Here is a 12,585-nt window from a genome sequence, read left to right on the forward strand (position 1 = left end):
ATCTCGCCGCGGTCGGACAGGTCCTTGGCCGACTGCACCATCGCCTGCTGCGCCTCCTCCACGTCCTTCAGGCGGATCGGCCCGAGCGACTGCATGTCCTCGCGCATCAGCTTGGCCGCGCGTTCCGACATGTTGGAGAAGAACAGGTCGCGCAGTTCCTCCGACGAGCCCTTCAGCGCAATCACCAGCTTGTCCTTGTCGACCGCCCGCAGCAGCGTCTGCACACCCGCCGGATCCAGTCGCGACAGGTCCTCGAAGGTGAACATCAGCGAGCGGATCCGCTCGGCGGCGTCCTTGTTGCGCTCCTCCAGCGCCGACAGGAACCGGCTCTCGGTCGCGCGGTCCAGGTTGTTGAAGATCTCCGCCATCATCTCGTGGCTGTCGCGCCGGTTGGTGCGCGCCAGGTTCGACATGAACTCGGTGCGCAGCACCCGCTCCACGTCCTTCTCGATGTCCTTGTTGACCGCCTCCATGCGCAGCATGCGCATGACCACTTCCATCGCGAAGTTCTCCGGCAGGGTGCCCAGCACCTTGGCGGCGTGGCCCTGCTGGATCTTGCCCAGGATGACGGCGACGGTCTGCGGGTATTCGTTCTTCAGGTAGTTCGCCAGAACCTGCTCGTTCACGTTGGCGAGCTTGTCCCACATCGTGCGGCCGGCCGGACCACGGATCTCCTCCATGATGTCGCCGACCCGGTCCTCGCCGAGGACCTTGGTCAGCAGCCGTTCGGTCGAATCCAGCGAGCCAACCAGCGAGCCGGTGGACGACACCTGCTCGGCGAACTCCACGAACAGCCGCTCGACGATGTTGGACGACACGGTGCCGAGGCCGGCCATGACCTGGGAGATCTCCTTGATCTCCTCGTCGTCCATCTGCCCGAACAGCTTGGCCGCCTGTTCCTCGCCCAGCGACATCAGCAGGATGGCCGCCTTCTCGGGGCCGGTGATGCTGCGGTAGTCCTCGCGAACGCGCATACCCATGGCGCGGATCCTCGATCCTCGAGTGAGATGGTGTTTCGACTCAGCAATATAGCCGAATCGCATCGATTCTTACAGGGCTCTATCCGCAACCGATATCCACGGTCGGAGGCAGCGGCCTGCCCCGGCACCCGCCTCTTGCCGATGAGGCGCACGCCGTTATGATGCCGGCGAATTCGCATCGCGGTATTCGTCAATCGGAGGGTCCCGTCCGTGCATCGACTGTTGGTTGGCCTTGCCGCCCTGTTCGTCGCGACGGCGCCCGCCGTCGCCGAGGAACCCGCCTTCCTCAGCATAGGTGCCGGTTACTATGACCTGTTCGACGATCAGTCGGCCGGCGAAGCCCGCCTGGAATATCGTTTCTCAGAGGCGCAGAAACTGTTCTTCTTCACGCCGTTCGTCGGTGTGACGGCAACCACCGATGCTGCCACCTACGGCTATGCCGGTGTCGGTATCGACATCTTCTTCGGCAAGCGCTGGGTCGCCACCCCGAATTTTGCGGTTGGATTGTACGGTAACGGCGACGGCAAGGACCTCGGCCACGCGGTCGAATTCCGCTCCGGCCTGGAGGTCGCCTACCGGTTCGACAACTACTCCCGGCTGGGTTTGTCGTTCACTCATATCTCCAACGCCGGATTGGGCGAACGCAATCCCGGCGTTGAGTCCCTGGTGGTCGTGTACTCCATGCCGTTCGACGCTCTGTTCCGCGAGTGATCCCGGCCTGGGCGGCCGCCAGCGTCCGCTCCGCCGTGCCTGAATGCGCCGCGTCCCAATCACCACGATCGCGCTGGGCCTGATACTCAGCACGCTGTTCGCCTGGCAGGCCGGCTTGGATGCCTATCACGACATGCATGTCGTGCTGGCGTATGGCGTGATCCCGTCCCAGTTGCTGGGCCTCAGCATGGCACTACCCGGGATCGCAGAAGTACCCCCGATTGCGACGCTGATCACTGCCCAGGGCCTGCACGGCGGGTTCGGGCATCTGATCGGCAACCTGGCAGCCCTGGCGTTCGCCGGCCCGCCGGCGGAAGCCCAAACCGGCGCGTGGCGCCTGCTGCTGGTATTCCTGCTGGCCGGTGTGGTCGGCCTCACCGTTGAGGCGGTCGCGTCGGCCACGTCGTCGATTCCGATTATCGGGGCCAGCGCGTCGATTGCCGGCGTCATCGGCGCGGTCGCCAGGCGCGACCCGCATGGTCATGTCAGAATTGCCGTCCCGGCCCGTGGCTTCCGGCTGCGACGCCTCGCCATCCCGGTCCTGCCCGTGGTGGCGGTCTGGCTGGTAGCGCAGTTGGCGGGGATTGCCTTCGAACAGGGCGAGCCGGTCGCGTTCCTGGCGCATGCCGCCGGATTCATCGTCGGCGCCTTGCTTGCAGGACCGGACAATCGCGGGCCGCGCATCCTCGCGCCGTGACCGCTGGCCGACGAACCCAGGGCATCGTTACATGGTGGTCGAGGGTGCCGACTTCTCCAGACGCATCAACCGGTCAAGGCCCGGCGCCATCTCGCCGAGGATGAAATCGGCTCGCTTCTGCGGACTGCCCGCGTGGTTCGGGAACTTCTGCTCCCACGAGTCTAGCTTGACGCTCAGGCCGCACAGCACGCCGCCGATGGTCTCGTGATGGGCGGTGATCAGCCGGTGCAACGCCTGGAAGCTGTCCATCGTTATGTTCTCCCAGAACGTCTGGGAGTTGCGGTCGAACGATTCAAAGCGCCCGGTCACCGAGCTCAGCACTTCGTTCAATCCGTCGTTGACGAAGGAGCACTTGTCCATGAGTTGCCGGTTGTCCCGCAGGATCGTCGTCTTGATCTCCGCCATCCATTCGGTGAACTGGTCGAACTTGGGCACGATCTCATCGAGGCAACGCCGGAAGTAGGAGAGCGACAGGTAGATGTCGCCATACTTTTCGAGGAACGCCGGGATCTCGACAATGGTGATGCCCATCATCTGCGCGATCTTGCGCATGTTCCGCAGCGCGACGTCGCGGTCGATGTTGGTGAACATGTGGATGATCTGGCCGGAGCTTTCGACGGCATCGTTGGGCGTGCCGAACACGTTGGTGACCAGCGGCCGCGTAAACGACTTCATGTACTCAGTCAGCCGGCCCTCCATGGCGGGCGACAACTGCAGATCGGTCGCGGACCGAACGTCGATCTTCAGATCCCGCAACGAGTTGCGCAGCGAGAACACATCGAAGCTGTTCAGATCCGCCAGCGGATGCAGGATCTCAAGATCCGCAGCGATGTCCGCCTCATCAGCCTGGATAAAGTCCGGCAGCGACTTGATGTCGATCAGGCCGGACCCGGCCGAGCTGTCCTTGAACAGCTCGATCACCGATTCCAGCTTGGAGGTCTTGATCATTCGGGCACGGCGCAACGCCGCCAGTCGCAACGGCACGATCCTCAATGGCAATGTATGCAGGGAATCCCGGTCGACCTCGTCCAGGTCGTCCTTTACCGGTTTCGCTTCGGCAGTCACTGCAGACATCCCGGCTCCATCAGGTCAAATCGCCCTCTCTCCCAATCCACCAAAAGCACTCTGCATCCGGAAGGGTTAACGGACCGTGAACCCGCGGTATCTAAATGGGACACAGTTGATCGCGCAATCCGCGTAATTTGATGTATATTTTTTGACCTTGACCTTCCAGTAACTAGAAGCCCCATATCGGATGTGTCCTCACTGGAGAGCCACATGTCGACCGTCATTGCCCGATCCGAACCACACTCTGATCTCGGTGCTTCGATCCGTCTACCCGTTCAAGGAATGCGATGCGCCGGTTGCGCCAGTCGGCTTGACCGGACGCTGGTCGCCATCGACGGCGTCACGACGGTCGGCGTGAACTTTGCCACCGACAGCGCCGAGGTCACCTACGATCCGGCCCGAACCGATCCGGCCGCGCTGACGGCCGCGATCATTGACGCGGGGTTCACCGTCCCGTCCACCGACTTGATCCTGGATGTGCAGGGGATGACCTGCGCCGGCTGCGCCCGGCGGGTTGCGACCGCCCTGCGCGCCGTGCCCGGCGTGATCGGGGCCGACGTCAATCCGGCGACCGACTCCGCGACGCTGCGCCTTGCAGGCCCGGTGCCCGTCGATGCATTGGTCGACGCCGTGGAGGCCGCCGGCTATCGCGCATCGATCCGCGGCGAGCCCGGCATGGCGGAGCCCGAGGCCCCTGGAGGGCTGGACCGCGACGACATCATCCTGATCGGCGCCATCGTCCTGACGGCACCGTTCATCGTCCAGATGATCGCCATGGCCCTCGGGTCGGGGTGGCATCTGGCCGCGTGGATCCAGTTGGCCCTCGCCGGACCGGTCCAGGTGATCGCCGGCGCCCGTTTCTACCTGGGTGCATTCAAGGCACTTCGAGCCCGCGCCGCCAACATGGACGTGCTGGTCGCCCTCGGCACCACCGCCGCCTTCGGCTACTCGGTGTACGTGCTGGCAACCGGCACCGGCCACCTCTACTTCGAAGCGTCGGCCGCCGTCGTTACCCTCGTGATGCTGGGCAAGCGACTGGAGGCACGGGCCAAACGCGGCACCACCCACGCGGTTCGCGCGTTGATGGCGCTGCGCCCGGAGACCGCCCGGATCGAGCGGGCTGGCGAGGCGCACGAACGCCCCGTGGCCGAGGTCCGGGTGGGCGACGTCGTGCGGATCCGGCCGGGCGAGCGGGTTCCGGTCGACGGCGTCATCGTCGAAGGCCGCAGCTCCCTGGACGAATCCCTGATCACCGGTGAAAGCCTGCCGGTCGAGCGCGCCGAGGCGGATACGGTCATCTCCGGCGCCATCAACGGCACCGGCCACCTTCGCGTCCAGGCCACTGCCATCGGCGCCGACACCACGCTGGCCCGCATCGCCCGCCTGGTCGAGCAGGCCCAGGCCGGAAAGGCCCCGATCCAGCAGTTGGTCGACCGGATATCGGCGGTCTTCGTGCCGGTCGTTCTGGTGTTGGCGGTCGCCACCTTCGGTGGCTGGCTGATTGCCGGGTACGGTCTGGAGCCCGCTCTGGTCGCCTCCGTTTCGGTGCTGGTCATCGCCTGTCCCTGCGCCCTCGGGCTGGCAACGCCCGCCGCGATCGTCGCCGGCACCGGAACCGCCGCACGGTCCGGTATCCTGATCAAGGATGTCGCCGCACTGGAGCGCGCCCATGCCGTCGACGTGGTGGTGTTCGACAAGACCGGCACCTTGACCGAGGGTCGGCTGCGCGTCGCCCTGGTCGAGGCCCTGGCCACGGGCTGGACAGAGGACGAGGTGCTCGGAATCGCGGCCAGCGCACAGGTCCTGAGCGAGCACCCGATCGCGGCCGCCGTCGTCGATGCCGCACGCGGCCGGAGCCTGGAAATCCAACCCGCCACCGAGTTCGACAGCCGCCCCGGCTATGGCATTGCCGCGACCGTGGATGGCAGGCGAGTCGTCATCGGCAACGCGGCCCTGATGGCCAGCGAGCAACTCAACGACCCCGTCAGCACGCAGCGCGCCGACACCATCGAAGCAGCGGCCCGGACCGTCGTCCGGGTCGCGGTCGACGGCCGGACCGTCGGACTGATTGCCGTCGCCGATACGGTACGGCCGAACGCGGCGGCGGCGGTCGCTGCACTCCGAGCGCGCGGCATCGAGACGTGGCTGCTGTCCGGCGACGTCCGCAGCGTCGCCGACGCCATCGGCGGCGAGGTGGGCATAGACCGCGTTGTGGCCCCGGTCCGCCCCGAAGACAAGGCAGCCGAGATCGAGCAGCTGCGCGCCGCCGGCCGGGTGGTCGCAATGGTCGGCGACGGCGTCAACGACGCCCCGGCGCTGGCCTCCGCCGACCTCGGGATCGCAATGGGATCCGGAACCGATGTCGCGTTGGCCACCGCCGGCATCGTCCTGCTGCGACCAGACCCACGATTGGTCACGGCCGCGCTGGCGGTAGCCACGCGTACCCGCGTCAAGATCCGCCAAAACCTGTTCTGGGCCTTCGCCTACAACGTCGTCGGCCTGCCGCTGGCCTCGCTTGGCCTGCTGTCGCCGGCATTCGCCGGCGCCGCCATGGCTCTGAGCTCGGCCTGCGTGGTCGCCAACGCCCTCACCCTCACCCGATGGAAGCCCGATGCGTGACGATGCCACTGTGACGGTTGGCGAGGCCGGCGACGCCGCCGGCCTCCCGGCCAAGACCCTGCGCTACTACGAGCAGATCGGCCTGGTGATCCCGGACCGGCGCGGCAACGGCTACCGCGCGTACCGACCGAGCGACGTGCACCGGCTCCGATTCCTCAAGCGCGCCCGCTCGCTGGGGTTCTCGATCGAGGACTGCCGGCTGCTGCTGTCGCTGTATCGCGACCCGGATCGATCGAGCGCGGAGGTCAAGTCCCTCGCCACCCAGCACTGCGACGCCATCGACCTGAAGATCGCCGAACTCCGCAGCCTGCGTGCGGAACTCGGACGACTGATCGACGCCTGCCATGGCGATCATCGACCGGACTGCCCGATCCTCGACGAACTGGCGAGCCGTGACTGATCGAGGCGCACGCAATCATTGAATTGCCATATCGCATGAATTAGCGAACACTGAGGGTGGAAACGCCCGCCATGAACGAATTGTCCCCAAAGCCGGCAAACCCGGCCAGCCTGTCAGACAGGATTGTACCTTCGGCCGCCACGCCGCGCCGGTTGCGGATGAGCGCGCGCTGGGTACGGCTGGCGCTGTTTCTGCTTGTGCTGCTCGGGTTGCTGGCGCTCGCAGCGCATTGGGGCCGCGCCGCGGTGCTGTACGTCCACGAAACCGACGCCCGCATCAAGGCCGACCTGATCGCCGTGGCAAGCGAGGTGGATGGCCGGGCGACCGAACGTCCGGTGACGGACGGCCAGGCCGTTGCCAAGGGGCAGGTTCTTGTCCGGTTCGACGACCGGGAGGCCCTGCTGAGACTGGAGGAGACCGACGCTCAGCAGGCCACGCTTCTGGCCGAGATCAGCCGGCTCGAAGCGGAGATCGTCATGATCCGCGAGCGCACCGAAAGCCGGGTCGCACGAGCCAAGTCGCAGCTCACGGAAATGACCGCCGGCTATGAGCTGTACGAGCATGAACTGTCGTTCGCCAAAGCGGACTATGAGCGGGCGCGGGCGCTGTCGACCACCGGGGCGATCGCATCGTCGCGCCTGGAACGCGCGCATACCGACTATCTGAAGGCCCGACAGGAGCTGAGCCGTGCCAAGGCCGAGATCGCCATGGCGCAGGCCGGCATCGACGAGGCCAACGCCGATCTGGCGGAGGTTTCGGTCAAGCGGGCCGAACGGACCCGACTCGAGGCGGAACTTGCCGAGATTGCGGCGCGTCGCGAACGGCTGCGGATCGACCTGGAGCACCGCACCATCGTCAGTCCGATCGACGGAGTCGTTGGACGAACCTTCGTGTCCGCAGGAGAGCGGGTCGAAAAGGGCCAGCGGCTGATGTCGCTGCACAATCCGGCCACAATCTGGGTCGAGGCCAACATCCGCGAAACCGAGGTCGGGCGGGTCGCCATCGGCCAGACCGTGTCGATCCACGTCGACGCCTACCCCGGCGAGACCTTCGAGGGCCGGGTGGAGCGGGTCGGCCATGCCGCCAACAGCCAGTACGCCCTGCTGCCGCGCCTGAATGAATCCGGCACCTTCACCAAGGTGACCCAGCGCATCGAGGTTCGGGTGGCGGTCGAGCAACGCGACGGGCGCCTGCGCCCGGGCATGATGGTGGAAGTATCCATCAACGCGCCGCGGACCGGATTCTGGCCGTTCTGAGGCCGGTGTGACCGCGGCCGCCGACGCCCTGCCCCATGCCGAACCGCCGGCCATCAGCAAGATCGGCGTCACCGTCACGACCATGATCGCGATGATCTCGATGATCATGTCGTCGACCATGGTGAACGTCGCGATCCCGGACATCATGGGCGCGTTCGGCATCGGGCAGGATCAGGCACACTGGATGTCGACCGGGTTCCTGTCGGCGATGACCGTCTCGATGCTGCTGAACGCCTGGCTGGTTGGACGGTTCGGGCCGCGGGCTTCCTTTCTCGGAGCCGTTGCGATCTTCATTGCCGCGTCCTTCATCGGACAGCTGTCGCCAACCTATGGCGGGCTGATCCTGGCCAGGGTTGCCCAGGGCGTCTGCGCCGGCATCATCCAGCCACTCGCCATGAGCACGGTGTTCCTGGTCTATCCGCCGGAAGAGCGTGGCCGGGCCATGGGCTGGTTCGGCATGGGCATCGTGCTCGGCCCGACCATCGGACCGACGCTCGGCGGCATCGTCGTGGACACCGTTGCCTGGCCGTGGGTCTTCTCAGCACCGGTGCCGATCATGGCGATATCGGCGGCTCTGGCCTGGGTGTACCTGCCACCGCGCGATCCGAACGCCCGGAAGGCCGGAGTCAACCTGGTCAGCTTCGCGCTGATCACCGCAGCCATCGGCCTGTTCCTGAACGGCATCACCGAGGGCCAGCGCGACGGCTGGGACGCCGATCGCTGCTTCCTGCTGCTGATCGGCTCGGCCGCCAGTTTCGCCTGCTTCCTGTACCGCGAGATGAGCCATCCCGCCCCGCTGATACAGCTCAAGCTGTTCTCGGTCTGGCATTACACGGCATCGGCGATCGTCGGGTTCATCTTCGGTGCCGGCATGTTCGGCACGCTGTTCCTGATCCCGATCATGGTGCAGACGGTCCAGGGCTTCACCGCCACCAAGGCCGGGCTGATGCTGCTGCCGGGCGGCGTGGTGGCGATGGCGGTGTTCCCGATCGCCGGGCGGATCTCCCAGACCGTCCCCGCGATCTGGACGATCTCGATCGGCCTGTCGGTGTTCGGCGTGTCATGCTTCTGGCTGATGTCGGCGGAGATCGCGACCGGGTTCTGGACGCTGGCGCTGCTGGTCGCGTTCGGCCGGATCGGCCTCGGCCTCGTCATGCCCGCCCTGAACCTGGGAGCCCTGGCGTCGGTCCCGCGGGAACTGGTGCCGTCGGCGGCCGGCACGCTGAACTTCATCCGGATGACCGGGGCGGCGATCGGCGTCAACGCCCTGGCCATCATCATCGACGGGCGGATCGCCTCACACTCCGCTGCCCTGGCGGTAACGCAGACCCCCGGAAACGTCCCCCTGTCGGAACTGCTGGGAGCGTTGTCGGCGCGGTTCGCGGCGGCCGGCGTGCCGGAAGGCGAGCGGCATGGAGCGGCCCTGGCCTACGTCCGGCAACTGGTCGACCTGAAAGCCCACGAACTCGCATTCCACGACGGTTTCGCCGCGCTGACTGCGGCCTTCGGAATCGGGCTGATCACCACATTGGTCCTGATGCGCAGCCAGGCCGGCCGCAGTTGAGCGGCCGACCCAAGTCGCAGTCCATTTCCGGTCACGCCTCGCTGCCGCAGTACGCCTCGATCCGGTAACCATCCGGATCGATCGCGAAGGCGGCGTAGTAGTTGGCCCCGTAGTCGGCCCGTAATCCCGGCCCGCCATTGTCCCGCCCGCCTGCCGCCAGTGCCGCCGCGTGGAACGCGTTGACCGCGGCGCGGCTCGGCGCCTTGAAGCAGAAATGCAGGCCCGATTGATCGTCGGCCGGTACCGGGCGCTGGCTCTTCGAAATCCAGAACGCCACCGACCCGCTGCCGTAGCCGAGTGAGTCCGCGCCATCGCTGAGGCACGCATAGTCGAGCGGCGCCAGGGCCGCGTCGTAGAACCGGCGCGTCGCCGCGATGTCCCGGACGCCGATGGAGACATGATCAAGCATGGAACTACTCCCCTGTCTGGCGCGAAGGCACGCTGCCGACGCGCACATCAACCACCATGATGGTTAGAATACTCGATCAAGCGCAGATCTCTTGTCAACCAGCATGATGGTTAGTACTGTCGGTTCATGACTAATCCGGCCAGTGCTGCGCCCCCAGGGCCGCTGTTTCCAGCGCCGCGCGACGATCTCTGCCTGGACTTCGCCAACACCCGGTACTGGCGCGGCAGCGATCCCGCGACGGAGACGCTGCACTCCGCGCTGGACCTGCTGGACTGGAGCGCCGCGTCCGGCGGGATCGATCCCGCGATGGTCGCCGACCTGCGGGCGCGGTGGGCCAGGCGACCCGACGAGGCGATGCCGGTGTTTGGGTGGGCGATGGCGGTTCGAGAGGCGATCTATGGGACGTTCGCGGCGGTGGCCGGCGGCGACGACCCGGACCCGGCCGACCTCGCCGCCCTCAACGAAGCCCTGCGCACGACGCCGTCCCGCAGCGCGTTGGAGTGGATCGACGACCGCTTCGCTTGGCGCGTCGCCCCACTGGCCGGCGTCGACGCCCTGCTGGTGCCGGTGTTGTGGGCGGCTGGCGACCTGCTGGCCGGCTCCCGTGTCGAACGGGTCCGGCGCTGCGCCAACGACCGCTGCGGCTGGCTGTTCCTGGACGACAGCAAGAGCGCCAACCGGCGCTGGTGCTCGATGAGCCAATGCGGAAACCGCGCCAAGGCGCACCGGCATTACGCCAAGCGCCGCCAAGCTGAGGGATGACCGAGGACAACATGCCGAACGAAGCCGACCGTCCGGACGCCCCGGCACTGATCGAGCGCCTGAGCACCCGCTGGGGCCCGATGCATGGCTTCACCAACGATCAGGGGGTCTCGGCGGCGCTGCGCCGGTTCGGCGAATACGCGGCCGCCGAGATCGACCTCTACAGCCGCCTGGCAGGGCCCGGCGATGCCGTTGTCGACGTCGGCAGCAACATCGGCGTCGTCGCCAGGGCGCTGGCCGTCAGCGCGGCGCGGCCGACGGTCATCGGGTTCGAGCCGCAGCCACAGTGCTTCCGGCTGGCATCAGCCAACACCTTCTCTCATGGCAACGTATCGCTCTACCCGCTTGCCGTCGCCGACCGGGCCGGAATGGTCGACATCGACGAGATCGACCTGCGGCGCCCCGGCAACTATGGCGGCTTCGGCCTGGATCCCGACCGCCAGTCGCCGCGACGGGTGCCCTGCCCGACCGTTCGCCTGGATGCCTTCCTGGCCACCCGCGCACCGCGGCCACGCCTGGTGAAGATCGACGCCGAGGGCATGGAAGCGGCAGTGCTCCGGGGCATGCGCGGGTTGGCGCACGACCGTCTGGTGATTTCCGCCGAGGCCGACCGCCGCGCCCTGGTGCCGGAGATCCTGGCGGAAGTGCAGGCCCTCTGCCCGGCCTGCTTCGTCGCCTTCTTCCGGCCGATCGATCCCGCCCATCCGCGCTTCGACCCATCGGATCGCCACTGCCACACCTTCCATGTCCACGTGATCGGCTTCGCCGGCGCCGTCCCCGACTGGATCGGCAATGTCAAAGGCGTCTGGCCGATCCAGAGCATGACTGACTTCGACCGCCTGTGGGGCAAGCACCTGCCGAGCGGTGGGTAGCGCGTGGTGAGTGATGGCGTCCCCGGCGGGAATCGTGAGATCACCATTTCATCGTTGCTCGGATGAGCCGGTAACTTGCTGAAAATACGTTGCTTTCCAGTTTGTCCTTAGAGTGCCTGCTGCCGTCGGTTTTGTCCAGTTGTACCCTGGTTTTGTACCGGATTTGCGTTTGCGATAGTGGGGATGCCAGCGTTCAGTAGACGACATTATCCGCCGTCCACCCATCGCCGTCATATGAAGCGAATATGGCGGCATCGACCACACAAGGCATCAGTTCTGCCGCTTCACAGAGTGCCTGGATTCCATCAAGGACAAACTCGTAGTAGCCGGGATCAGAAAGCGGAGCAGAGCTGAGTTTCATGGGAAAGCCGAACTCCGAGAACCACTTTGTTATCCGGCTATCGATAGGGATTTCATACCGTGTGAGACCCAGAGCTTGGAGGAGGTTTCTTGCCTGCTTTGGCCCGAAACCACTCAGCTTGTCTTGCAGATAGCGAGCTACATTTCTCTCGACATCTCTGCCTTCAGGCACCGTTAGGCAGTTGATTGTTGGTAGAAGGACTGCCCACTCACCGTCTTCTAAGCACCGATAATTCTTATGCAAATCGCTGGGTATCTTGGTCGTGAACCGTATTCCTCGGTGCTGGGCAAGCGTGACCTTCATAAAGGCTTCGACGTCAGCGTGTTGTTGAAGAGAGTCATATGAAATTGGAAACGGCCTTGTTCGGAGAAATCGAACTACGTGGCTGCCGGGACCAGAGCGTTGAACAGACGTTAGTCTCATTCCAACCATCTGCTCCCAGAACTCAGCCCGACCTACAGCTCTCTTCTGAACAGCGAGATTTCGTCCAATACGAGCCATTACGAAAGGGTTCTGTTGATGAGCTTGAACGAACTCTCGCAATCGTTCGATATCGTGTTGACTCACCTCCCAAATCACTTGCATGATTCCTATTCTCCAAACATCGGGGGGCTTAGTCTGACCCGAACCGTGCCAGTCTGGCCACTATGGAGAAAGTAGAAATACAACCCTTCCGACCACTGACTCGACTTGCTTACCGAAGACTTTCGTCGAAACGGTCAGCGAACCACGCTCCCGCACGATGAGCCGTCCTGACGGAAGCTCTTCTCGCATCGACGTATCGAACAGAACCAGCGTGCCCTTCTTGAGGCCGTTTGCCGTGCGTTCGTCGATCACCGTGGTGGTGGCGAGTTCGGCATCTTCGCGGCCCAGCAAAGCATAGTCG

General features: G+C 65.4%; 13 protein-coding genes. 8 read left to right on the top strand and 5 right to left on the bottom strand.

Annotated elements, in window-relative coordinates:
* The coding region (gene fliG, locus RIC54_RS13625) for a flagellar motor switch protein FliG (RefSeq protein WP_350097576.1) at window positions 1-980 on the bottom strand (980 nt) is incomplete at its 3' end.
* 210 nt (window positions 981-1,190) lie between these two features.
* On the opposite strand from fliG, the gene RIC54_RS13630 reads away from it, so the two are divergent.
* Window positions 1,191-1,691 carry an acyloxyacyl hydrolase gene (locus tag RIC54_RS13630; RefSeq protein WP_350097574.1) on the top strand — a complete coding sequence of 167 codons (501 nt, stop codon included), beginning with the start codon at window positions 1,191-1,193 and terminating at the stop codon, window positions 1,689-1,691.
* A gap of 43 nt (window positions 1,692-1,734) precedes the next feature.
* Window positions 1,735-2,388 carry a rhomboid family intramembrane serine protease gene (locus RIC54_RS13635; protein WP_350097572.1) on the top strand — a complete coding sequence of 218 codons (654 nt, stop codon included), beginning with the start codon at window positions 1,735-1,737 and terminating at the stop codon, window positions 2,386-2,388.
* 27 nt (window positions 2,389-2,415) lie between these two features.
* Here the strand turns inward: RIC54_RS13635 and RIC54_RS13640 are convergent, their stop codons facing one another.
* The gene (locus RIC54_RS13640; RefSeq protein WP_350097570.1) at window positions 2,416-3,462 is read right to left on the bottom strand and encodes a hypothetical protein; all 1,047 of its coding nucleotides are present in this window, start codon (window positions 3,460-3,462) and stop codon (window positions 2,416-2,418) included.
* A gap of 204 nt (window positions 3,463-3,666) precedes the next feature.
* Here RIC54_RS13640 and RIC54_RS13645 point away from each other — a divergent pair, with 204 nt between their 5' ends.
* From RIC54_RS13645 to RIC54_RS13660, 4 genes are all read left to right on the top strand, one after another.
* Complete coding sequence (locus RIC54_RS13645; RefSeq protein WP_350097568.1) at window positions 3,667-6,075, top strand: heavy metal translocating P-type ATPase; 2,409 nt, start codon at window positions 3,667-3,669, stop codon at window positions 6,073-6,075.
* The gene (locus RIC54_RS13650) at window positions 6,068-6,475 is read left to right on the top strand and encodes a MerR family DNA-binding protein (protein ID WP_350097566.1); all 408 of its coding nucleotides are present in this window, start codon (window positions 6,068-6,070) and stop codon (window positions 6,473-6,475) included. The genes RIC54_RS13645 and RIC54_RS13650 overlap by 8 nt, the downstream gene beginning before the upstream one ends.
* A 71-nt stretch (window positions 6,476-6,546) precedes the next feature.
* Window positions 6,547-7,731 carry an HlyD family secretion protein gene (locus RIC54_RS13655; protein ID WP_350097564.1) on the top strand — a complete coding sequence of 395 codons (1,185 nt, stop codon included), beginning with the start codon at window positions 6,547-6,549 and terminating at the stop codon, window positions 7,729-7,731.
* 7 nt (window positions 7,732-7,738) lie between these two features.
* Window positions 7,739-9,295, top strand: a complete 1,557-nt coding sequence (locus RIC54_RS13660) for a DHA2 family efflux MFS transporter permease subunit (protein WP_350097562.1) — start codon at window positions 7,739-7,741, stop codon at window positions 9,293-9,295.
* A gap of 31 nt (window positions 9,296-9,326) precedes the next feature.
* Here RIC54_RS13660 and RIC54_RS13665 read toward each other — a convergent pair whose 3' ends face one another.
* Window positions 9,327-9,704, bottom strand: a complete 378-nt coding sequence (locus RIC54_RS13665) for a VOC family protein (protein ID WP_350097560.1) — start codon at window positions 9,702-9,704, stop codon at window positions 9,327-9,329.
* A gap of 126 nt (window positions 9,705-9,830) precedes the next feature.
* On the opposite strand from RIC54_RS13665, the gene RIC54_RS13670 reads away from it, so the two are divergent.
* Both RIC54_RS13670 and RIC54_RS13675 read left to right on the top strand, forming a co-directional pair.
* Window positions 9,831-10,466, top strand: coding sequence for a CGNR zinc finger domain-containing protein (locus RIC54_RS13670; protein WP_350097558.1), 636 nt, complete (start codon window positions 9,831-9,833; stop codon window positions 10,464-10,466).
* A complete protein-coding gene (locus RIC54_RS13675; RefSeq protein WP_350097556.1) occupies window positions 10,463-11,338 on the top strand; it encodes an FkbM family methyltransferase in 876 nt (291 codons plus the stop codon). Before RIC54_RS13670 ends, RIC54_RS13675 begins: the two co-directional genes overlap by 4 nt.
* A gap of 193 nt (window positions 11,339-11,531) precedes the next feature.
* Here the strand turns inward: RIC54_RS13675 and RIC54_RS13680 are convergent, their stop codons facing one another.
* Both RIC54_RS13680 and RIC54_RS13685 read right to left on the bottom strand, forming a co-directional pair.
* On the bottom strand, window positions 11,532-12,284 hold the full coding sequence (locus tag RIC54_RS13680; protein ID WP_350097554.1) for a hypothetical protein: 753 nt from the start codon (window positions 12,282-12,284) through the stop codon (window positions 11,532-11,534).
* Window positions 12,285-12,344: 60 nt separating this feature from the next.
* Window positions 12,345-12,585: hypothetical protein (locus tag RIC54_RS13685; RefSeq protein WP_350151109.1), on the bottom strand; the 241-nt coding region annotated here is incomplete at its 5' end.

Source organism: Thalassobaculum sp. (assembly GCF_040219215.1).
Lineage (GTDB): Bacteria > Pseudomonadota > Alphaproteobacteria > Thalassobaculales > Thalassobaculaceae > Thalassobaculum_A.

What these genes read in the sequence shown, in the direction of transcription:
- RIC54_RS13665 (WP_350097560.1), bottom strand. Translation starts at nt 9,704, where the DNA reads ATGCTTGATCATGTCTCCATCGGCGTCCGGGACATCGCGGCGACGCGC.
- RIC54_RS13670 (WP_350097558.1), top strand. Translation starts at nt 9,831, where the DNA reads ATGACTAATCCGGCCAGTGCTGCGCCCCCAGGGCCGCTGTTTCCAGCG.
- RIC54_RS13675 (WP_350097556.1), top strand. Translation starts at nt 10,463, where the DNA reads ATGACCGAGGACAACATGCCGAACGAAGCCGACCGTCCGGACGCCCCG.
- RIC54_RS13645 (WP_350097568.1), top strand. Translation starts at nt 3,667, where the DNA reads ATGTCGACCGTCATTGCCCGATCCGAACCACACTCTGATCTCGGTGCT.
- RIC54_RS13650 (WP_350097566.1), top strand. Translation starts at nt 6,068, where the DNA reads ATGCGTGACGATGCCACTGTGACGGTTGGCGAGGCCGGCGACGCCGCC.
- RIC54_RS13655 (WP_350097564.1), top strand. Translation starts at nt 6,547, where the DNA reads ATGAACGAATTGTCCCCAAAGCCGGCAAACCCGGCCAGCCTGTCAGAC.
- RIC54_RS13680 (WP_350097554.1), bottom strand. Translation starts at nt 12,284, where the DNA reads ATGCAAGTGATTTGGGAGGTGAGTCAACACGATATCGAACGATTGCGA.
- RIC54_RS13635 (WP_350097572.1), top strand. Translation starts at nt 1,735, where the DNA reads ATGCGCCGCGTCCCAATCACCACGATCGCGCTGGGCCTGATACTCAGC.
- RIC54_RS13640 (WP_350097570.1), bottom strand. Translation starts at nt 3,462, where the DNA reads ATGTCTGCAGTGACTGCCGAAGCGAAACCGGTAAAGGACGACCTGGAC.